Source organism: Acidisoma silvae, assembly GCF_020618775.1.
GTDB classification, from domain to species: domain Bacteria; phylum Pseudomonadota; class Alphaproteobacteria; order Acetobacterales; family Acetobacteraceae; genus Acidisoma; species Acidisoma silvae.
In genome coordinates, this window is sequence record NZ_JAESVB010000008.1 from 108,847 (window position 1) to 127,756 (window position 18,910).

At 60.9% G+C, this 18,910-nt stretch carries 16 protein-coding genes and 1 pseudogene; 10 read left to right on the forward strand and 7 right to left on the reverse strand.

Annotated elements, in window-relative coordinates:
• Window positions 1-329: 329 nt before the first annotated feature.
• Together ASILVAE211_RS16850 and ASILVAE211_RS16855 are read left to right on the forward strand one after the other, a co-directional pair.
• Window positions 330-800: a DUF2721 domain-containing protein gene (locus ASILVAE211_RS16850; protein WP_227322514.1), complete on the forward strand. Its 471-nt coding sequence runs from the start codon at window positions 330-332 to the stop codon at window positions 798-800.
• An 87-nt stretch (window positions 801-887) separates the two neighbouring features.
• Complete coding sequence (locus ASILVAE211_RS16855) at window positions 888-1,727, forward strand: mechanosensitive ion channel family protein (RefSeq protein ID WP_227322515.1); 840 nt, start codon at window positions 888-890, stop codon at window positions 1,725-1,727.
• A gap of 4 nt (window positions 1,728-1,731) precedes the next feature.
• Here the strand turns inward: ASILVAE211_RS16855 and ASILVAE211_RS16860 are convergent, their stop codons facing one another.
• Entirely contained in the window at window positions 1,732-3,255 is a 1,524-nt protein-coding gene (locus ASILVAE211_RS16860) for an MFS transporter (protein WP_227322516.1), read from the reverse strand.
• A 129-nt stretch (window positions 3,256-3,384) separates the two neighbouring features.
• On the opposite strand from ASILVAE211_RS16860, the gene ASILVAE211_RS16865 reads away from it, so the two are divergent.
• Complete coding sequence (locus ASILVAE211_RS16865) at window positions 3,385-4,317, forward strand: LysR family transcriptional regulator (protein ID WP_227322517.1); 933 nt, start codon at window positions 3,385-3,387, stop codon at window positions 4,315-4,317.
• On the opposite strand, the gene ASILVAE211_RS16870 is transcribed toward ASILVAE211_RS16865, so the two are convergent.
• Window positions 4,295-5,686, reverse strand: coding sequence for an FAD-binding oxidoreductase (locus ASILVAE211_RS16870; protein ID WP_227322518.1), 1,392 nt, complete (start codon window positions 5,684-5,686; stop codon window positions 4,295-4,297). The two genes, ASILVAE211_RS16865 and ASILVAE211_RS16870, sit on opposite strands and share 23 nt — an antisense overlap.
• A gap of 11 nt (window positions 5,687-5,697) precedes the next feature.
• Window positions 5,698-6,495, reverse strand: coding sequence for an HpcH/HpaI aldolase family protein (locus tag ASILVAE211_RS16875; protein WP_227322519.1), 798 nt, complete (start codon window positions 6,493-6,495; stop codon window positions 5,698-5,700).
• A gap of 186 nt (window positions 6,496-6,681) precedes the next feature.
• On the opposite strand from ASILVAE211_RS16875, the gene ASILVAE211_RS16880 reads away from it, so the two are divergent.
• From ASILVAE211_RS16880 to ASILVAE211_RS16895, 4 genes are read left to right on the forward strand one after another with little or no spacing between them, the layout of a single operon-like run.
• The gene (locus tag ASILVAE211_RS16880) at window positions 6,682-7,689 is read left to right on the forward strand and encodes an ABC transporter substrate-binding protein (protein WP_227322520.1); all 1,008 of its coding nucleotides are present in this window, start codon (window positions 6,682-6,684) and stop codon (window positions 7,687-7,689) included.
• Between the two features lie 2 nt (window positions 7,690-7,691).
• Window positions 7,692-9,182, forward strand: coding sequence for a sugar ABC transporter ATP-binding protein (locus tag ASILVAE211_RS16885; RefSeq protein ID WP_227322569.1), 1,491 nt, complete (start codon window positions 7,692-7,694; stop codon window positions 9,180-9,182).
• Window positions 9,179-10,153 (forward strand): ABC transporter permease, encoded by a 975-nt coding sequence (locus ASILVAE211_RS16890; RefSeq protein ID WP_227322521.1) that lies wholly within the window; start codon window positions 9,179-9,181, stop codon window positions 10,151-10,153. Before ASILVAE211_RS16885 ends, ASILVAE211_RS16890 begins: the two co-directional genes overlap by 4 nt.
• A complete protein-coding gene (locus ASILVAE211_RS16895; protein ID WP_227322522.1) occupies window positions 10,153-11,103 on the forward strand; it encodes an ABC transporter permease in 951 nt (316 codons plus the stop codon). Before ASILVAE211_RS16890 ends, ASILVAE211_RS16895 begins: the two co-directional genes overlap by 1 nt.
• Before the next feature lie 24 nt (window positions 11,104-11,127).
• Here ASILVAE211_RS16895 and ASILVAE211_RS16900 read toward each other — a convergent pair.
• A pseudogene (locus tag ASILVAE211_RS16900) lies at window positions 11,128-12,132 on the reverse strand (LacI family DNA-binding transcriptional regulator); the annotation flags it as partial.
• Window positions 12,133-12,370: 238 nt separating this feature from the next.
• Here ASILVAE211_RS16900 and ASILVAE211_RS16905 point away from each other — a divergent pair.
• From ASILVAE211_RS16905 to ASILVAE211_RS16915, 3 genes are all read left to right on the forward strand, one after another.
• Window positions 12,371-13,252: a LysR family transcriptional regulator gene (locus ASILVAE211_RS16905; RefSeq protein WP_227322523.1), complete on the forward strand. Its 882-nt coding sequence runs from the start codon at window positions 12,371-12,373 to the stop codon at window positions 13,250-13,252.
• A 386-nt stretch (window positions 13,253-13,638) separates the two neighbouring features.
• Entirely contained in the window at window positions 13,639-14,178 is a 540-nt protein-coding gene (locus tag ASILVAE211_RS16910) for a chalcone isomerase family protein (RefSeq protein ID WP_227322524.1), read from the forward strand.
• Between the two features lie 13 nt (window positions 14,179-14,191).
• The gene (locus ASILVAE211_RS16915) at window positions 14,192-14,857 is read left to right on the forward strand and encodes an endonuclease/exonuclease/phosphatase family protein (RefSeq protein ID WP_227322525.1); all 666 of its coding nucleotides are present in this window, start codon (window positions 14,192-14,194) and stop codon (window positions 14,855-14,857) included.
• Here ASILVAE211_RS16915 and ASILVAE211_RS16920 read toward each other — a convergent pair.
• Genes ASILVAE211_RS16920 through ASILVAE211_RS16930 form a run of 3 tightly spaced genes read right to left on the reverse strand, consistent with a single transcriptional unit; the run spans window position 14,847 to window position 18,908 of the window.
• Complete coding sequence (locus ASILVAE211_RS16920; protein ID WP_227322526.1) at window positions 14,847-15,809, reverse strand: Csu type fimbrial protein; 963 nt, start codon at window positions 15,807-15,809, stop codon at window positions 14,847-14,849. The two genes, ASILVAE211_RS16915 and ASILVAE211_RS16920, sit on opposite strands and share 11 nt — an antisense overlap.
• Window positions 15,810-15,820: 11 nt before the next feature.
• Entirely contained in the window at window positions 15,821-18,226 is a 2,406-nt protein-coding gene (locus ASILVAE211_RS16925; protein WP_227322527.1) for a fimbria/pilus outer membrane usher protein, read from the reverse strand.
• Complete coding sequence (locus ASILVAE211_RS16930; protein ID WP_227322528.1) at window positions 18,177-18,908, reverse strand: fimbrial biogenesis chaperone; 732 nt, start codon at window positions 18,906-18,908, stop codon at window positions 18,177-18,179. Before ASILVAE211_RS16930 ends, ASILVAE211_RS16925 begins: the two co-directional genes overlap by 50 nt.
• Window positions 18,909-18,910: the final 2 nt, after the last annotated feature.

The following is an 18,910-nucleotide window of genomic DNA, read 5'->3' on the forward strand; positions in this document are numbered from 1 at the left end:
AAAACTTGCAATTTCGATTTGAAGGACTTAGCAATTATGACAGCAGCGTACGGTGGTCCCTGATCGTGTCGCTGCTTTTCTTGGACGTTTCCTCCCTAAACTTGGCGGTGCCTCGGCACCGCCTTTTTTTCGTCCAGGGATTAGTTCTATAGACCGGATCCTGGCCGATCGGCAAGAGCCGAATGATCAAGCTTTTCGACATACGCTATAACAATCTAAAATTCGTTATAACGAACAACATCTAGGGCGGCTCTGCGGCATGACGGGCTGGACTTGCCCCGGCCGAAAGGGTGGAACACTTACCCGCAGAGATGAGAAAGGGCGCGTGGATGGTTTTGCCGCTGAATGGCGATGTCGTGGATGGCACCGCCCATATTGTGCAGGTCGCTTTGACGCCCATCTTTCTTCTGACGGGCGTCGGCACTTTGCTTAATGTTTTTAATACCAGACTGGCGCGGGTCTCCGACCACAATCAGCGTCTGGCCGAACTGATGCGCGCGGAAGAGGATAAAGCCACGCGGCAATGGCTGGCGCAGCACTGCACCCGGCTTCAGCACCGCCTATGGGCGCTCGACGCTGCCGTCGCCCTGACCGCATTGGCTGGGGCCGCGACCTGCGGCACGGCCTTTATTCTGTTTCTTGGCAGCCTGAGCGACAAGGCCATCGCCTCCTGGCTCATCGTGTCATTCGGCGTGGCGCTGGTCTGTGTCGTCTGCGCGCTCATCGCCTTTGTCATCGATACCGTCCTCGCCTGGCATGGGCTGCGGCGGGAGGGGCCTTTGCCGCGCGATCCCGGCTGACATCTTAGCCTTTGCATCTTGGTACGGTTGAATTCGGTCGCCTCTTACCGATCTGCCGGGCAGGTTTTTCTAAAACGGAGAACATCTATGGCGACAACCTCTCCGCCGGCGTCCACGGGCCTTGGCATCGATCACATCATCTCCGACCCGGGGATTATCCTCCCTTTCATCATGAACAACGCGCTGCATGTCGTCGGCGCCATCGCGATCCTGATCATCGGCTTCTGGCTGGCCGGACGGGCTGACTATCTCGTCGGCCGCGCCTTGAAGCGGTCCAAGCATGTCGATGAAATGCTGCGCGGCTTCTTCAGCTCGATCGCGCGCTATTTCGTCCTCACCATCGTCGTGCTCGCCGTGCTGTCGCAATTCGGCATCCAGACGACCAGCCTTGTCGCGGTCATCGGTGCGGCGTCTCTGGCCATCGGCCTGGCCTTGCAGGGAACGCTGTCCAACCTGGCCGCCGGCGTCATGCTGCTGATCTTCCGCCCCTTCCGCATCGGCCATTCCGTGACCGTCGGCGGCAATACCGGCACGGTGCGCAGCCTGTCTCTGTTCTGGACGGAGGTGGTGACGGACAGCAATACGCAGATCATCATCCCCAATGGCAGCGTCTGGGGTCAGTCTATCCGCAATATGACGACCTACCCGCAGCCCATTTCGACCGCACAATTGCATGTGCCGGTGCCGAGCGGCTGGGGGCTGAACGATGCCTGCCTGCGCATCCAGCAGATGACGGCAGACACCCCCAAAGTATTGGCGAGTCCGGCACCGACGGCCCGGCTGGACCGTGGCGGCACCGATAACGCCCTTCAGATCGTCATCACCTTCGCGCCGGACGGCGATACGGCGGCCTCCGTCAAGAACGATATCCTGCGGGCTATCGACGAGCAGATGGAAAAGCCCGCCCGCCAGCAGCGTTTCGCCTGAAGGCCTAGTCTCCGACGGCGGGGCATTCCCGTAGCGCGACCTGCGTCGGCTGCTCTCCGCGTCCAAGGAACAGGAAGACCACAATCGCGGTCAGGACTGTAATGCCGGTCAAGAGCAGAAGCAGCGTGCCGAAGGCCGCCGAATAGCCCTGCACCAACAGCGCCCGCGCGACGCCCGGCAATGCCGCCGCCGCACCGGCCAGGTCACCGGTCGCCAGCCTTTGCGCGGCGGTGGCGCTGCCGCCGGGCAGGTGTGCGGCCGTCATGGCGGACAGGATGGCGCTAACGACCGCCAGGGCGACGCCTTCGCCCGCGACACGGGTGGTGCTGAAGATGCCGGTCGCCATGCCGGCGCGCTCCTTCGGCACGACGCTGACGGCAAGCCCGTCCATCAGCCCCCAGGGCAAGCTGATGCCAATACCGATCATGGCCAGGGGCGCGACGAGAAAGCTATGCGCTAACCCGACCGGTACTCCGCTCAGCCAGAACAGCCCGCCGGCGGAAACCAGCAGCCCGATGCCGCAGATGATTGCGGGCGACAGAAGTCGGGTCAGCAGTCCGGCCAGGATGGGCAGGATCAGCAGCGGTGCGGACAGGGCAATCATCAGCTGCCCGGCGCCGATGACGCTCATCCCTTCGATGCCGACGAAGCGGATCGGCAGCAGAATCAGCAGCACGACGAAGGCATAGGCCGGGGCTGCCGCCAGCAGCTGCACGCCGACGAAACGCGGATAGCGGAACAGCGTCAGGTCCAGCATCGGCCGTGCCACGCGTTTTTCGATCAAGCCGAAAACCGCGAACAGGGCCGCCGCACCGATCAGCAGGGCGATAACGCGACTATCGACCCAGCCGCGCTGCGGCGCCAGCAGCACGCCGAAGGTGAACAGGGTCAATGCTGCCGTGAAGCTGATGGCCCCGCCCCAGTCGAGGCCTTTGGCGGCCGGGTCGCGCGAGTCCCGCAGCACGCGCGCGGCCAATACAAAACTTGGCCCGACCAAAGCCAGCACGAGCACGAAGATGCTGCGCCAGCCGAAGGCATCGATCATCATCGCCGAGGCAATGGGACCGAGCGACAGGCCGACGCCGAAACTGGTACCGACGATGCTGAAGGCCCGCGTGCGCGCATGGCCGTCGAACTCCTGCGCGAGCGCTGCCATGCCGCCGGCGAAGGCTGCGGCCGCCGCCAGACCCTGGGCCGCGCGCAGCAGATCAAACCACAGAATATTCGGGGCCGCGATGAGACCGAGCGAAAAGAGAGCAAAGGCGCCGGTGCCGGCCAGAAAGACGCGCTTGCGGCCGTGATGGTCGGCCAGAGCGCCTGCCGCCATCAGCGCGCTGCCGAAGGTCAGCATGAAGGCATTGGTGACCCAATTGAGCGCGATCGGGCTGCCACCGAGGCTGCGGCCGATATCGGTCAGCGCGACGGCAGGCCCGGTGAAGGTCAGTGGCATGGCGGCGGCGGCGAGACAGACGGCCAAAAGCCCGGCTGTCTTCTCTGCGGCCGTCGGCGGATTGTCGGATATCGTCATGAGAACCTCTGCATGGACTATCGGAGGCGGATTGCCGCCCATCGCCAAGCAAGATAGTTTTGCGATAATATCATCAAAATAGTCGTTTTTTCTGAACATTGCGGAATAAAACGCTCGAATAGGTTTGCCATGGATCGTCTGAGTGGTCTCGATGCCTTTGTCAGCACAGCCGATCTCGGCAGTTTTGCCGCTGCCGGCCGTGTGCTCGGCCTATCGCCCTCTGCCGTCGGCAAGGCCGTAAGCAAGCTGGAGGAGCAGCTGGGCGTCAGGCTGTTCCAGCGCTCTACCCGCAGCATCCGTCTGACCGAGGAAGGCAGCATGTTTCATGAACGCTGCCGGCGGATTCTGGACGATCTGGGTGATGCCGAGGCGGCGCTGGCCCGCACGCTGGAGGTGCCGCGCGGCCGGCTGCGCATAAGTTCTCCGGTTGCGACCCATCACATGCTGATGCCGCTGCTGCCCGAATTCGTGGCGCGCTATCCTGAGGTCGAGCTTGACCTCGACTTCAATGACCGCATCGTCGATCTGATCGATGAGGGCGTCGATGTCGCGATCCGCAGCGGCGATCTACCGGATTCTCGGCTGATGGCACGAGCCTTGCGGCCCTTCCGCATGCTGCTTTGCGCGGCGCCATCCTATCTGAACCGGCACGGTGTACCAGAGGTGCCGCGCGACCTCGACAGTCATCTGGCCGTACGCTTCCGCTTTCCGAACAGCGGCAAGATTCAGGATTGGCCGCTGCTATTGCCGGCGGGCGCGCCAGAACCGCATCCGCGCGCAGCCATGACCTGCAACAATATCGAGGCGGTGCGCCATGCCGTGATCAATGGTCTTGGTATCGCGACGATGCCGGATTTTCTGGCGCGCGAGCCTCTGGCGGCGGGCGCGCTGCGCACGATTTTGGATGAGCATATGGACGGCCCCGGCCAGTTCAGCCTGCTCTGGCCGTCCAGCCGCAACCTGTCACCGAAAATCCGGGTGCTCGTCGATTTTCTCAGCGAGAAACTGTTCACGACGCAATGCGAATGTCCCTGTGACGTTAGAGAACTTTCCCAGGATTGAGCAAGGCGTTCGGATCGAGCGCCTGTTTGATCACCTTCATCAGGGCCAGTTCTTCCGGCGTACGCGAAAAGGGCAAATAGGGTTTCTTTTTCAAGCCGATGCCATGCTCGGCCGAAACTGTGCCATGAAAGCGGCGAACCTCGTCATAGACAATGGCGTCGATCGCGTCATAAGGCTGCGGCACCGCGTCCGGCACGCAGGCGATGATATGCATATTGCCATCCGCGATATGGCCGTAAAAGAAACTGACGCAGCCGGGAATGTCGCGCGCAAGCCGCGCCCGGCAGCTTTCTGCGTATCGGTCCATATCGGCGACCGCTAGGCCGATATCGTAGGAATTATGCGGCCCCAGGATAAGCTTGAAATCCGCTGCCGCGTCGCGCGTGCCCCAGAAGGCCTTCACATCGGCCAATGACTGCGCAACGGCCGCGTCCGAGATGACCTCCGCCTCCACCTGGCTTTCCAGCCAGGACTCAAATCCCTCGATGTCGCTGTCCTTGTTTCCCTGGGCTTCGACCAAAACATAGAAGGGATGGGCCGAGGTCAGCGGGTCACGCACGCCGGCGACCTTCCGTGTGGCGACGTCCCAGTAATCCGGCCACATGACCTCGAAAGCCGATAGCAAAGGGCCAAGCGAACCGCGTGCGGAGGCAAGCAGCGCCAGTACCGCATCGTAACTCGGCAGACCGCACAAAGCGGCCATCGTGCATTGGGGACGCGGAAACAGGCGCAATACGATGCGCGTGATGATGCCGAGCGTACCCTCGCTGCCGATGAAAAGTTGCTTCAGGTCATAGCCGGCATTGTTCTTGAGCATCTTGTTGAGGCTGGTGACCAGCGTGCCGTCCGGCAGCACCACTTCCAGGCCCAGCACCATTTCCCGCGCCATGCCGTAGCGCAGCACGCGATTGCCGCCGGCATTGGTGGAAACGTTGCCCCCGATGGCGCAGGACCCGCGCGCCCCCAGGTCGAGCGCGCAATAGAGGCCGGCATCCTCGGCGGCTTTCTGGATCGTCTCCAGCGTCGTCCCGGCGCGGACCGTCATGGTGGAGGAGTCCCGGTCGATCTCCTCGATGCCGGTCAGCCGTTCAAGGGAGAGTGCAATGGCACCGTCGATGGGCCTCGCCCCGCCGGCCAAGCCTGTCAGGCCGCCTTGCGGCACCACGGGCACGCCATGGGCAGCGGCGATCCGCATGGCGGCGGCGACACCTGCCGGATCGTTCGGACGGACAACGGCAAGCGGCAGGACGGCGCTCAAGGTGCTCCAATCCTGCCTGTTGCGGTCGGGGATATCCGCGCCTGACAGCACGGCACGGTCACCCAGCGCTTCGCGCAGAGCGGCGATGACAGCCTCAGAAACCATGGTCATATGCGTGCCGATCAATAGCCGGAGCGCGACGGCGTCTGGCTGGCTTCATTCCGCCATTGCGCAAGCAATTGCAGTCCACCGTCGCGCAGCAGGGAGATGTCGCTGGTGGCGGCTATCAACTTGTAGCCCGCAAGAACCAGATCCTGCGGCGTGGCACCGGCGCTTGGCACCGTGCCGAGCGGCTTGCCGGAGGTTGCGGCGGCAGCCTCGAAATCGGCGACCAGAGACCGGACTTCGGGACGGGCGAGCTGTTCCAGAAGACCGATGGACCCTGCCATGTCATTGACGCCGAGGAATGGCACATCAACACCGTCGACCGCGCATATTTGAGCGGTTTTTGAGACCGCATTCGCGGATTCGATCTGCAGGATCAGCAGCAGTTCATCATTGGCGCGGGCCATGTAATCGGCCGATGCGCCATAGCCGGAGGCGCGGACGATGCCGGCGGCGTAGCCGCGCCGGCCGGCGGGCGGGTAGCGGCAGGCGGCGACGACCATTTCGGCCTCCTCCACGCTTTCGACCGAGGGAACCATGATGGAATTGAACCCGGAATCCAGAATGCGCTTGAGGAAGACGGGATCGGTTGACGGCACGCGGACGATGCAGGGCGTCTGCATCAACTGTGCCGCGCGCAATACTGCGATCGCGTCCTGCAAATCGCCTTGGCCGTGTTCCAGATCGAGGATCATGAAGTCAAACCCAAGATGGCCGATGATTTCCGCCACTACGGCGCTGCCGGTTTCCAGCCAGACGCCAAATAAAGGCCTGTCTTCGGCCAGCTTCCGTTTCAGACTATTGGTGGAGAACATGCGACTAATCCCTCGTCCTCTATCTGCCGCTTTATTCTCTGCCCGCGCTTATATTGCGGTGCAGCGGCATCGTTATTCGTTTTCTCGGATCACCCTTTTATCCCCTTGTGATGGGCAATGAAAGCGCTTACTTTCGTGTTTCTAATCCGGCGATGAGACCGGTTGACCATAAGCACTGGAGGAACCATGCGTACAGCACTTTTGGCGAGCCTGTTCGTCGCCTCTCTGGCGTCGACCGCCCTCGCGGATTCATCGGGCAAGAAGATCGCCCTCTCGAATAACTATGCCGGTAATTCCTGGCGCCAGGCCATGCTGGGCAGCTGGAAGAAGGTCGGGCAGCAGGCGGTTGCCGACAAGATCGTCGCTGCGGCTGATGCTTTCACGACAGCCGACAAGGACGCGCCAAGCCAGGCAGCCCAGGTACAGAACCTGATCCTGCAAGGCTATGACGCCATCGTGATTGATGCAGCATCGCCGGATGCGTTGAACGGGTCGATTAAACAGGCTTGCGACGCCGGCATTGTCGTCGTTGCCTTCGACGGTCTGGTGACGGAACCTTGCGCCTATAAGGTGACGATCGACCTTGCGAATGTCTATGGCGCTGAGGAAATCCGCCAGATCGCCAAGCGCCTGCCGAATGGCGGCAATCTTCTCTATGTACGCGGCCTCGCCGGTACCAGCATCGATGCCGATATCACCAAGGGCGTCGAAGCCGAGATCGCGAAACACCCGAATCTGAAAATCGTCGCTTCCGTCAACGGCGATTGGGATGAGACGACGGCGCAGAAGGCGGTCGCGACCGTGCTGCCCTCTCTTCCCACGATCGCCGGCGTGGTCGATCAGGGCGGCGACGGTTATGGCACGGCGCAGGCCTTCAAGGCTGCCGGCAAGCCGATGCCGCTGATCATGCTCGGCAATCGCCAGGATGAACTGGCCTGGTGGAAGAGCATGATTCCGAGCGGCTATAATACATGGTCGGGCTCGGAAGCGCCGGGCATGTCGACCTTTGCCTTCTGGGTGGCGCAGCAGATTCTGGACGGCAAGAAGGTGCCCAAGGAAGTGCCGATGAATATCCTGACCATCGAGCAGCCGGACCTCGACAAATACCTGGCCTCGACACCGGTCGGTGGCGTTGCCAATGCCGAATACACGCAGGACGAGGTGGTGAAAGCCATCGCGGCTGCGAGCAAGTGACGATGCTGCCTGAAGCGCAGCCGATGGCCATGCCATTGGACGAGACTATTATTCGGCTTGTTCAGGTTGGCAAAAGCTTCGGCAGCGTGCGGGCCTTGGCCGGTGTCGACCTTGTGGTCGGCGCCGGCGAAGTGCTTGGGCTGGTCGGGCATAATGGCGCCGGCAAATCGACCCTTATGCGTATCCTGTCAGGCACGATATCGGCCAACCAGGGCAGCGTGACCGTGCGTGGCGCGGCGCAGGCGGACTATTCCATCACGATCGCGCAAAGGCTCGGCATTCGCTGCGTGTTTCAGGAATTGTCGCTCTGCCCCAATCTGACGGTCGCCGAAAACACGCGCATCGCCCATGGTAGCCTGACGGGTTTTGGCTGGCGGCGGCGGGCCGCGCGGCTGATCTCTTCCAAGCTGGACGAGATCTTTCCGGGCCATGGCATTTCAGCGCAGGATCTGGTCGGGGATCTGGCAATCGGCCAGCGGCAGATGGTTGAAATCGCGCGCGCCTATTGCGTCACGCGCGATCCGCTGCATCTCATCATTCTCGATGAGCCCACATCCTCGCTCGATTCCCAGACATCGGGGCAGCTGCTCTCTCATATGCGCCGGACGGCGGCGAGGGGGCTCAGCACCATCCTGATTTCCCATATGCTGGGCGAAATTCTGGACAATGCTGATCGCATCGTCGTCATGCGGGACGGTACGGTCGTCCTGTCGGATAACGCCGCCGCTTTCAACCGTGAAACGCTCGTGCTCGCGATGGGCAATACCCATCGCGATAGCCGGGAGGCAGGGGCCGCACGGCAAAGCCTGCGCGACCGCATGACCGTCATTGAAGCGCGCCCGCCTAAGGCGAGCCAGGTATCACTGGTGGCGAAGAAGGGTGAAATCATCGGCCTCGCCGGCCTTGCCGGGCATGGCCAGACACGCATGCTGCTGCGCATCTTCCGCGCCGGGGCCGCGCGGCAGCCGGGTGTGCGCGTCCAGGGGCGCATGGCGCTGGTGGCGGGAGACCGGCAGACCGATGGCATTTTTCCGCTGTGGTCGATTACCGATAATATCGTTATACGCTCCATGCGCCGAATGACGCGCTACAGTCTTATCGTGTCGCAAAAAGAAGATAGGCTGGCGACCGAATGGCGGCGGCGCATCGGCATCCGCACGCCCGATATGCGCGACAATATCCTGACACTCTCTGGCGGCAATCAGCAGAAGGCGCTTTTCGCGCGTGCGCTCGCCTCCGACGCCGAGATCGTGCTGATGGATGATCCGATGCGCGGCGTCGATATCGGCACCAAGCTCGACGTCTATGACATCATTCGTAAGGAGGCCGAGGCTGGCCGCACTTTCATCTGGTATACGACGGAATTCGAAGAACTGGACAATTGCGATCGTGTCTATGTTTTTCGCAATGATGTCATAACGGCGGAACTCGACCATGACGCCGTGACCGAGGAACGCGTGATATCCTCCTCCTTCGCGGAAGGCATGGCATGAGCCAGACCGTGATGCCGAACCGGGTTCTCGTCACCCGCTATCTCGCGCCACGGCGGCTGTTGCGCACGCTGCTGCCCAGCCTGTCGCTCGTCCTGGTGTTGATTGCCATCGGCTGGCTGAACCCGCGTGCCATCAGCTATTTCGGCTTCAACCTGATGCTGAATCTGGCAATCCCCATCGCGCTCGCGACGATTGCCCAGATGTTCGTCATCACGGTCAACGATCTTGACCTGTCCATCGGTTTCTTCGTCAGCTTCATCGGCTGCGTGGGGGCAACCTGGCTGCCGAAGCACCCGTTGATCGGCATCGCCATGATCCTGGGCGGCATTCTGGTCTATGCGCTGGTCGGCGCGCTGATCCGTCTGCGCAACCTGCCGTCCATCGTGGTCACCCTCGGCATGAGCTTCGTCTGGCAGGGAGCGGCAATCATCCTGCTGCCGCAGCCCGGTGGCGCCGTGCCGAACTGGCTGCATGGGCTGATGAGCTATCACACGCCCTATCTGCCTTTTCCGATCGTCGCGGCCATCGTCATCGGTCTGGTGACGCATTTCGGCCTCATGCGCACCTCCTTCGGCACCGTGCTGCGCGGCGCCGGGGGCAATCCCCAAGCCATCGAAAGTGCAGGCTGGTCCATCCTTGCCATCAAGATGATTGCTTTCGCGCTGGCGGGTGTCTTTGGTGTGCTGTCGGGATTGTCCTTGATCGGCATCGCGACGGCGGCGGACCCTAATGTCGGCAGCGGCTATACGCTGCTGTCCATCGCCGGCGTCATCCTGGGCGGCGGTGAATTCGTGGGTGGCCGCGTCTCGCCTATTGGCGCCGTCATCGGCGCGCTGACGCTGGCGCTGGCGTCCAATTCGCTGCTGTCCTTCCTGCGTGTGTCGCCGGATTGGCAGATCGGCGCCAATGGGCTGATCCTGATCGTCATCCTGGCGGCGCGTGCACTCATCAATCGGCGGGAGACGGCATAATGAACGCCATACGCCGTGCCGCCGCGCAGCCCTGGATGCTGTCTTTCGTCGGCGCCGTTCTGGTCTTCGTGGCCGCCATCATCATTGCCGGCGGTCATGGTGCCGGCGGCATGGCGAGTGCAGCGGCAAGCCTCGCCGTCTTTACGGTTATCGTGGGCCTCGGCCAGATGTTCGTGGTCACGCTCGGGCCCGGTAATGTCGATCTGTCGCTGCCCGCCAATATCGGCCTGGCGAGTGCGGTCGCGATGAAGATCATGGCCGGCCATAATGGCATGATCCTGCCGGGTATTCTGGCGGCTATCGGCAGCGGCATGGTCATCGGTCTGGTCAATTATCTGCTGATCGCGGCTTTGCGCATTCCGCCGATCATCGCGACCCTGTCGGCCAGTTTCATCATCCAGACGGTGGATATCAGCTACGGGCGCGGGTTGCAGGTTAAGCCACCGCCGGCCTTCGAGGCCATGAGCGATGCGCGCATCCTGGGTGTGCCTTTGCTGGTGCTGATTGCGCTGATCGTCAGCGCTTTGCTGGCTGTCGTCCTGCACAAGCAGGTCTTCGGCCGTTCGGTGATGGCCATCGGCCAGAACCAGCGCGCGGCCTGGCTGGCGGGCATTGCTGTCGGCCGTATCCGTTGCCTGACCTATATCCTGTGCGGGGCCTTGGGTGGCTTGGACGGCGTGCTGCTGGCCGGCTATTTCCGTGGGTCTTCCGTCGATATCGGGGACGAATATCTGCTGGCTTCAATCGCCGTCGTCGTGATCGGCGGCACCTCGGTCGGTGGCGGGCAGGCAACGGTCCTCGGCCTATGGGGTGCGGCGCTGTTTCTTGTCTTCCTGCAAATCATGCTGAACACGCTGGGGGCGGATGCCGGCATGCGGCTGCTGATTACGGGCCTGGTGATCATTGGCGTTATCACTGTCGCGGGCGGCGGCCGGCGCGCGCGCCGCTGATCGCGGCGGACTGGTGGTGGCGCGCATGCAAAGGTCCGCCCGCAACTCGATCGAGTGAAGCATGCCGCGGCCGCCGGCAGCGCCGATGAGCATCTCGCCCGCCAATCGGCCGATTTCCAAATTGTCGACCCGCATGGTCGTCAGTCGCGGGGCGATGCGGGAGACGATGGCAAGATCGTCGAAGCCGGTAATGGAGAGGTCATGCGGAATGGCGATGCCAAGATCGAGGGCCGCGCCGACGGCGCCAAGCGCCAGATTGTCATTGCCGCAGATGATGGCGGTCGGGCGGGTTTTGCCGGCCATGATGCGGCGCAGGCTTTCGGCTCCGAAATCCATGTTTGACGGCCCGATATGCAGGTCCGCGGCGCGCAGCGTTACACCGGCCGCAGCGAGGCCATCCCGCAGGCCGTCCAGCCTTGCCGCAACACGGTCATTGGCGTCCATCGGCTGAAAGATGGCGGCGATCCGCCGATGGCCAAGTGACAGGACGTAGTCGGCAAGCTGTCGGAAGGCTGCGCGATTGTCGAAACCGATGCAGGGATGCGGGCTGTCATGGCGGTAACCGTAGGTCAGCACGTAGGGAAGGCTGCGTTGGCGCAGCAGGTCAAAGGTTTGTGGCGGATAGTTCTCTCCCACCATGGCCAGAACTTCGATGCCTTGCGCCAGCATGGCTTGCACTTGGGCAAGACCTTCGGCGGGATCGTAATTGCTGCAACCGATCAGCAGCGTGAAGCCGTTTTCGGCAAAGATGGCCTGCATGCCGCTGACTTGCCGGGCGAAGATCTCGTTATCGAGCGTCGGAATAATCACGCCCGCAATATGGCTGCGGCGGGAAGCCAAGGCCCGTCCCGCAGCATTGGGAATCCAATGCAGTGCCGCGGCGGCCTCCCGGACGCGAGCCTGCACTTCGGCCGAAACTTTCGTCGGCGTATTGAAGACGCGGGATACGGTGGCGGTGGAAACCTGGGCAAGCTGGGCCACTTCCGCCAGCCGTGTGCGGCCTGTGCCCCCGCGTGCGCGGCGCGCCACCTTGTCATCGGCCAATGCAGGATCGTCCTGAAGTTAAAAAAGCCATGTTTTTAAGTAAGGGCAGATTTTAGCATGAATTCTTGTTTGGAATAAAAGCACGTAACCGCTTACATTTCAAGTAGATCTATGATTTTATTGATAGGTTACTGAGCGCGCGACGGTTGGATCGTCTAAAAGGATGCTTGCGGTGCGCAGCATGATTCCTGCATGACCGGGGCGTGCAAAGGTAAGACAGGCTATGCAGCATTTTGATCTGGACGAGTTGGCGGCCGTCGTCGCCATTGCCAATCGCGAAAGCTTTTCGGCGGCGGCGCGGGATTTGAACAAGACCCAGGCCGCTGTCAGCCTCGTCGTCGGCCGGTTGGAGCAGCGCCTTAGCCACAAACTGTTCGAGCGTTCGCCCCGTGGCGTCCGCCCGACCGTTCCGGGAGAGACGCTCATTTCCTACGCACGGCGCCTGCTGGCGTTGGAGAGTGAGGCGCTGGAGGCTTTGAACGGTGCGGCGCCACGCGGCCGCGTGCGCATCGGCATGCCGGATGATTATCTGGAAGCGCTCGGCACGCCGGCGATCGAACAATTCGCGCTTGCTTGCCCCGGCGTGCAGGTCGACATCATTTGCGACTTTTCCCGAAAGCTGGAGACGCTGGTCGGTTCCGGCGATCTCGATCTGGCCATTGTCACGCGCGGCGCCACCCAGCAGGGTGGCCTGACATTGGGGCGCGAGCGGCAGGTCTGGTGCGCGGCGCCGAGCGCACGGCCGGAACTATTGAAGCCGCTGCCGCTGGCGCTGTTCTCTGACCAGTGCCGGGCCAAGCCGACCATTCTGAATGCTTTGGAGGCAGCCGGTCGGTCCTATCGCATTGCCTATTCTTTCTCCCATCTGGCTGGCATCCTCACAGCGGTGGAGAAAGGGCGTGCGGTGACCGTGCTGCCCGAATCCTGCGTGCCCGCGCATTTCCGCAAGCTGGGCATTGAGAGCGGCCTGCCTGCCTTGCCGACGCTGGAACTGGCCTTGCTGCTGCCGGAAGGGGCGAAGGCGCCGGCCCGTATTCTGGGCCAGCTTCTGCTCCCTCACGATAAGGCGCCGGTTGGTCCGCTGACGGCGGCCAATGCCGCATAAAGCCATTCGCTCCGCGCGATGATGGCGGCTTTTACGGCCTATAAAATCCATAAAGAATTTTAAAATCAGAGATTTATAGTAAAAATCTCAGGAAAAACTTGAATGAAATCGCGGTTCGTCTGAAATTTAAGTGACGCATGTGGTCCCGGCACGATTTGCCTGACTTGACCGGCCTGACAATGGCCCCATCCTTTAGTCATGCTTTGCTTCCTTGAGACGCCTCTCAACCCCGATATCTGTAAATCTGGCCCAGCCATGGGCGAGGAGAGAGCGGTATCAATCGCATTTCGGCATTCAATGCCTATGACGCGGAGGCGGGCAGGGCAACGGAGCCCAGGGAGCAAAACATGAAACTGTCCGTGTTAAGATATCTGATAATCCCGAGCGTGATCGGCTTGTCCTGGACGGCAGTGCCAGCGTGTGCGGCGCAGCTGAATGGCGTAACATTTCCCGACCGGGTCAGTGCCGGCTCGGCTGAACTGACCCTCAATGGTGTGGCTTTGCGCACGGCCTCGGTTCTGCGTGTCCCGGTTTACGTCGCCGGACTGTATCTGGAGCATCCGAGCCATGATGCTGATTTTGTGGTAACATCTTCTCAGGTCAAACTGCTCCGCTTTGTGTTCCTCCGGGATGTCGGGCAGCCGAAAGTCCGCAAAACCTGGCAGCGGTCACTGGCGGAAAGCTGCGTGTCGCCCTGTTATTTGTCGCCGAACGACGTGGCGCAGTTTCTGGGCCGGGTTCCGGCCATGCACAAAGGGGACGTGGCCGATGTACTTTTTACCCCGCATGGCGCTGATTTTACGGTTAATTCGCGGGATCTCGGATGGGTGACTGATCCGAATTTCGCGCGCGTTATTCTGCTGAGCTATATCGGCCCGGCTGCGTCATCCCCCGCCGTCCGCAAGGGCATCCTCGGATCGCCATGAGCGGGGTGAAGGCGTGAGGATCCTCAGCTGGAACCTGCTGCATACCGGGGGCGCGACACTCGGCGATGTGCTGGGCCTGATCGAGCGCCAGCGGCCTGACCTTCTGCTGCTACAGGAAGCGACAGCCGCGATCGACGGACTTGCCAAGATCGGCGGCACCTATCACCGTAGCCTTATGCCCGGCCGGGCGAATGGGCTTGCGGCCTGGAGCGCACAAGGCTTCCGGCTTCTTGATACCCTAAACCTGCCGCCTGGATTGGCATGGGATCTGCGCCCGCTGCGATCTCGGCCGGGACGCTCCCGCATAGCGCTTGTCTTGGAATTCCAGGCCATCCAGATCGCCAATGTGCATCTGGACCACGGCCAGCGCAGCAATAGACGGCAACTGCGGCATATCGCGGAAACCTATCCCGGCATCGGTCTGATCATGGGGGATTTCAATGCTGTCGGGGCCGCACGGCCGCATGGGTTTTCAGATATCGGCCCGCGCCGCATTACCCACATGGCAAGAGGCGTTGTGCCTTTTCGGCTCGACCGCTGCCTGAGCCGCACTCTGGTTCCCATGACAGCCACGGCGCTTCCCTACGGACCGTCAGACCATCGGCCTATCGTGATCGATTTTCCGCCCTGTGCGGATCCTGCGATCGTCAAAGATCTGGCCCTGGGCGTCAGTAGTTGAGGTCTACCGTCACGGTATCGGTATAGGTGTCCGGCGTGTAGTCTGCACTGGCCGCCGAGGCATAGACGGTGATGCTTTGCGAAGTACCGGTGCCATTGCCGGCAACGCCATTGCCGACTTTCGTGGACGTGGCCGTATTGCCCCAGACAGCGCCCGACGCACTGCCCGAACGTAGTTGATACGGAACCTTATCCGTATTGCTGCCGGTGCCGGCCATGACGCCGGCACCGGTGGTGCTGCCGTTGGAGGGTGCCAATCCGATGTAATAGGGGGTGCCTGACGGGCAGCTAACGACGAGGGTATTGCTGCCCGTGACATTTTTGGCTGTGGCGCTGACGCTGCCGAAACTGAGGTCGGAGGAGGCACCGACAACGCAATTATTGGTCACCACGGCGGTAACGGGCAGGGTGAAGTCAAGACCAGAATAGCCGTTTAATGAACCGCATTGCGTTCCTGTCATAAACCCAAGCAGGACATTATAGAAATAGGCGCTGTAATTCCCAGCAGCAGCCGTTTGGGAGCCTGGAATATAACCATAAAAAGTGAAGGTGCCGCTGACCGATTTGCCGATCCCTGCGGCTATCGAAACCGGAACGCTGATGGGCGTCGTGGTCGTCCAAATCGTTCCGTCAGGTGCATTTGTGTAGAGATTAAACTTCAAAGTGCCACTGCCCTGCATTTCCGGCTGGCTGGCTGTTCCAGGATAGCTCGGTGTGCCCATGCCAAGGCACAGATCAAAGCTGACAGCCGTGTTATTGTAGTTCGTGCAAGTATAGCCAACACTACCGGTTGCAGAAGCACCCGTGCTGGTCGTGACGTTCACACTGCCGAAATTGATGCTCGGTGAGCTGTCGCTGCAAACCACACTCGCATGCGCTGATACAGACACCAGCACATTTCCAACCACAAGACTCAGAAGAATAAGGCAGCCGCGCAAAACGCTTCTGATCACCGTGTCAATCCTCATGGCTGTGCAATGGGCGCGCAGGTCAGCGGACCGATCTGCGGGATGGTGCTGGTTTTGTTGTGGTAGTCGAAACTGACCTGGCAAAGTCCGGCTGGGGTCGTGACATCCAAAACATTGTGTGATGTCAGGTCATCCAAATAGGTCATGCCATCAAAACCGACGAGCGTGGGTTGCGCGTCAGCGCCCTTCAGCCTTACCAAACTGCCTAAAGGCAGAGCTTTACCGGCATGGTCGACGAGAATGATCGATGCGGCACGGATATGCGTAATTCCAAATTGCACCATCGTGCCGGCGCGATCCGACGGAATGGCAACCGCATCAACACGGCTGACGTCCATATCGGCGGGCAAGTTCATGGGATCGATGCTGATTTGATTTTTCTGGTAGGCATTTAAAGGCGTTACAAGCAGCATGCCGCTTGCGTCCGTGGTGCCGACGACATTGTTCTGCAATTTCACGGGAATATTGGCGATTCCATCTGTGGAGACCACGGCAAAGCCGCCATTGATGTTGCGCGCGGCAAAGCTATGACCGCCGATGAGCACCAGGGAGCCCGTGGCACCGACATAGCCCGTTTCCTGCCCATCGACGTCGCTCGCGCCGGCGTCTATCTCACCATAGCGGCCGAGGTAATCCAATTCGCCCAAAGCGCTTGTTCCGGTGCTGTTATGCTCCTGTTCAACCTGCCAGCCCAGGCCGCCTTGGGTTGGCACGCTTTTTCCCGCATTGATGCCAAAGGAATTAGCGCCTTGGTCGTTGGCGACATCGGCACTGGCATAGGTGCTGTTGCTCAGGGATATATTGAGACTCAGGAAAATGCTGCGATCGCTTTGCTGCGCAAGATTCTGACTGGCATTGACGTTGACCGATACCTTGGACGTCAGTGACTTTGACCAGTATAGGCCGGCATAGCTATCAGCCGGCTCCGGCTGCTGTCGAAGATTGACATAGTTGACACCGACATTCCCAATGCGCCCGAGGTTGACGCCAGCCGTAGCCGTCGCGGTCAGGGTCGGTGGGGGCGCGCCATATAGCGTCGCGACATCACTGTAATGATCCGTCGAATACAGGCCATTGAAGCTGACGTCGAAACGCCTGCCGCTCCAGCTATACCCAGCCCCGACCTGCAGGCCTGATGCACCATGGTTGCTGCTGCCGGCGGCGGATGCGGTTAGAATGCCGTCTGATTTGCCGAGCAGAAGGTCACCGCCGAAGCCAGCATCAATCAGGCCTGTCGCGGCCTCGGCATGGCTTTCCGCTGTGACGTTGTTATTGATGCCATAGCGCCAAGTCTCGCTGGCGACGGGTTCTTTGCCATAGTCGAAGGAGTCCAGGCCATAATTCTCGCGAACAGCGCCGAGTTCCACTGACCAGTCCGACAGTCCGCTTCGCAGCATTTCCGGTGCGCTGTAGAGAGAAAATTGATCCTCGCTGACCTGACCCAACGCATTTGTTAAAACAATTTGCGCATTGCCGGCACCGCTGATATCCGGCACGGAATTGAGCTGAAATTGTCCGGCTGCCACGTTCCCCGTATAGCGCTGTATGCCGTCGATATAGAGCTGGACCGTCGACGGCAGTGTGGCCGAGCCGACAAACTGGGCCAAGGGCGTGGTGACCATATAAGGTTGCAGATTGAAATTGGTGCCGAATTGAATGCCGCCGATGCGGGTTGCGCGTGACCAGGAGGTCGCCGCCGTAAGCGTATCGCCGAGGCGCAAGGTCAACAGGCTTTTGGGGAAGGATGAGCTCCAACTGGTGTCGAGCTGCACCGACTGGTCTGTTTCGGTGGGGCTGCCATAACCGAATTGCGAAAGCGCCGTCGATTCGAGCACACCCCAATGATTGAAGGCTCGCAGATCCGTATAGGTACTGAACTGGCTATAGCCGAGAGAGCTGCGGCTGCCATACAGCGTGTAGTCCAGTACCACGCCAGGTGACGTCGTCGCTGTCGTCGTATCGGAGTTCTGCGCATCCAGAACCTGGGTTTGCAGATCAAGCAATGCGAGAGGTGCGGTGATATCGACAGTCTGCATTTGGCGATTGAAATTGACCTTGATACCCTTAAGGCTGGTCAACCGTGTCGGGTCGGGTGTGTCGCCCTTCACCGTAAAGCCGAGCGCGGCCATATCTTCATGGCTGATCCAGAGGGCGTTGCCCCTAAGACTGAAATGTACAATTCCCCGGTCCGTGCCGTTGAGGGTCACATCCAGATAAAGATCAGCTGGCTTGGCGGAGGATAGGGAAGCCAAGGCCGCCGCGGGTACTTGATCGGCGATCTGGATGATGGATGGTGAAGTGACGACAGCAGCGCTTGCGCTTGATACGACAAAGCCTGGCAGGATCACGACCTCAACGAGCGCTGTCGGCCAGCGATACATCTTGTGCCATGGACGAGCCATTCACCACAGCCGTGAAGGTAACGCGTCCAACGAAGGAAGACGGAGCCTGTCTCAGCGCAAACTGCATCATGGCGCCGGGAAGGACATAGCCTAGCAAACCATCCGTCACTGTCCCAGCATGCCCGCCACTGACGAAATGCACCGCCGAAAGCTGGGCATGCCCAGTTCCGTCGTTGCTGACTTGCAACAGAACCTGGTTATTGTGTCGCACGAGATCCCAGTGCAGCCGGGGCGCCGGCGCGGCGATACCGGCGGGTTCCAGGAAAATCGGTATCGAATAATGAAGCACAAAGCGCAGGCCATGATTTTTGCCGTCGCTTGCTACTGGAAGCTCGTCGATTGCCAGGCGATAGGCGTCTTCCACGGCGCCCGGCCCTGCGGGCGGTCCGCTGAGCCGAATGACGCGGACGAGTTGCCTGTCACCCGGGGCGATCTGCAGCAGCGGCGGGCTGATTATCAATCCTTGCGACGGAATAAGCTGCTGCTGGCCATTTTGCTGTACCCAGTGATAGACGCGCACCTGCGCATAAAGAGACTGGTCTGCAACATTGCTGAGCCAAATCCCGTCAGCCATTTGCCTGGGTTGCAGGTTGAGCGTGACGGGAGAGACCTGCAATCCGCTCGCGGCGGCACTTCCGCTGATAAGGCAGAGCGCTAAAAGCAGAAGGCACCGCTTAAGCATCG

What these genes read in the sequence shown, in the direction of transcription:
- ASILVAE211_RS16875 (WP_227322519.1), bottom strand. Translation starts at nt 6,495, where the DNA reads ATGTTCTCCACCAATAGTCTGAAACGGAAGCTGGCCGAAGACAGGCCT.
- ASILVAE211_RS16925 (WP_227322527.1), bottom strand. Translation starts at nt 18,226, where the DNA reads ATGGCTCGTCCATGGCACAAGATGTATCGCTGGCCGACAGCGCTCGTT.
- ASILVAE211_RS16930 (WP_227322528.1), bottom strand. Translation starts at nt 18,908, where the DNA reads ATGCTTAAGCGGTGCCTTCTGCTTTTAGCGCTCTGCCTTATCAGCGGA.
- ASILVAE211_RS16890 (WP_227322521.1), top strand. Translation starts at nt 9,179, where the DNA reads ATGAGCCAGACCGTGATGCCGAACCGGGTTCTCGTCACCCGCTATCTC.
- ASILVAE211_RS16885 (WP_227322569.1), top strand. Translation starts at nt 7,692, where the DNA reads ATGCTGCCTGAAGCGCAGCCGATGGCCATGCCATTGGACGAGACTATT.
- ASILVAE211_RS16855 (WP_227322515.1), top strand. Translation starts at nt 888, where the DNA reads ATGGCGACAACCTCTCCGCCGGCGTCCACGGGCCTTGGCATCGATCAC.
- ASILVAE211_RS16905 (WP_227322523.1), top strand. Translation starts at nt 12,371, where the DNA reads ATGCAGCATTTTGATCTGGACGAGTTGGCGGCCGTCGTCGCCATTGCC.
- ASILVAE211_RS16860 (WP_227322516.1), bottom strand. Translation starts at nt 3,255, where the DNA reads ATGACGATATCCGACAATCCGCCGACGGCCGCAGAGAAGACAGCCGGG.
- ASILVAE211_RS16865 (WP_227322517.1), top strand. Translation starts at nt 3,385, where the DNA reads ATGGATCGTCTGAGTGGTCTCGATGCCTTTGTCAGCACAGCCGATCTC.
- ASILVAE211_RS16895 (WP_227322522.1), top strand. Translation starts at nt 10,153, where the DNA reads ATGAACGCCATACGCCGTGCCGCCGCGCAGCCCTGGATGCTGTCTTTC.
- ASILVAE211_RS16880 (WP_227322520.1), top strand. Translation starts at nt 6,682, where the DNA reads ATGCGTACAGCACTTTTGGCGAGCCTGTTCGTCGCCTCTCTGGCGTCG.
- ASILVAE211_RS16850 (WP_227322514.1), top strand. Translation starts at nt 330, where the DNA reads ATGGTTTTGCCGCTGAATGGCGATGTCGTGGATGGCACCGCCCATATT.
- ASILVAE211_RS16870 (WP_227322518.1), bottom strand. Translation starts at nt 5,686, where the DNA reads ATGACCATGGTTTCTGAGGCTGTCATCGCCGCTCTGCGCGAAGCGCTG.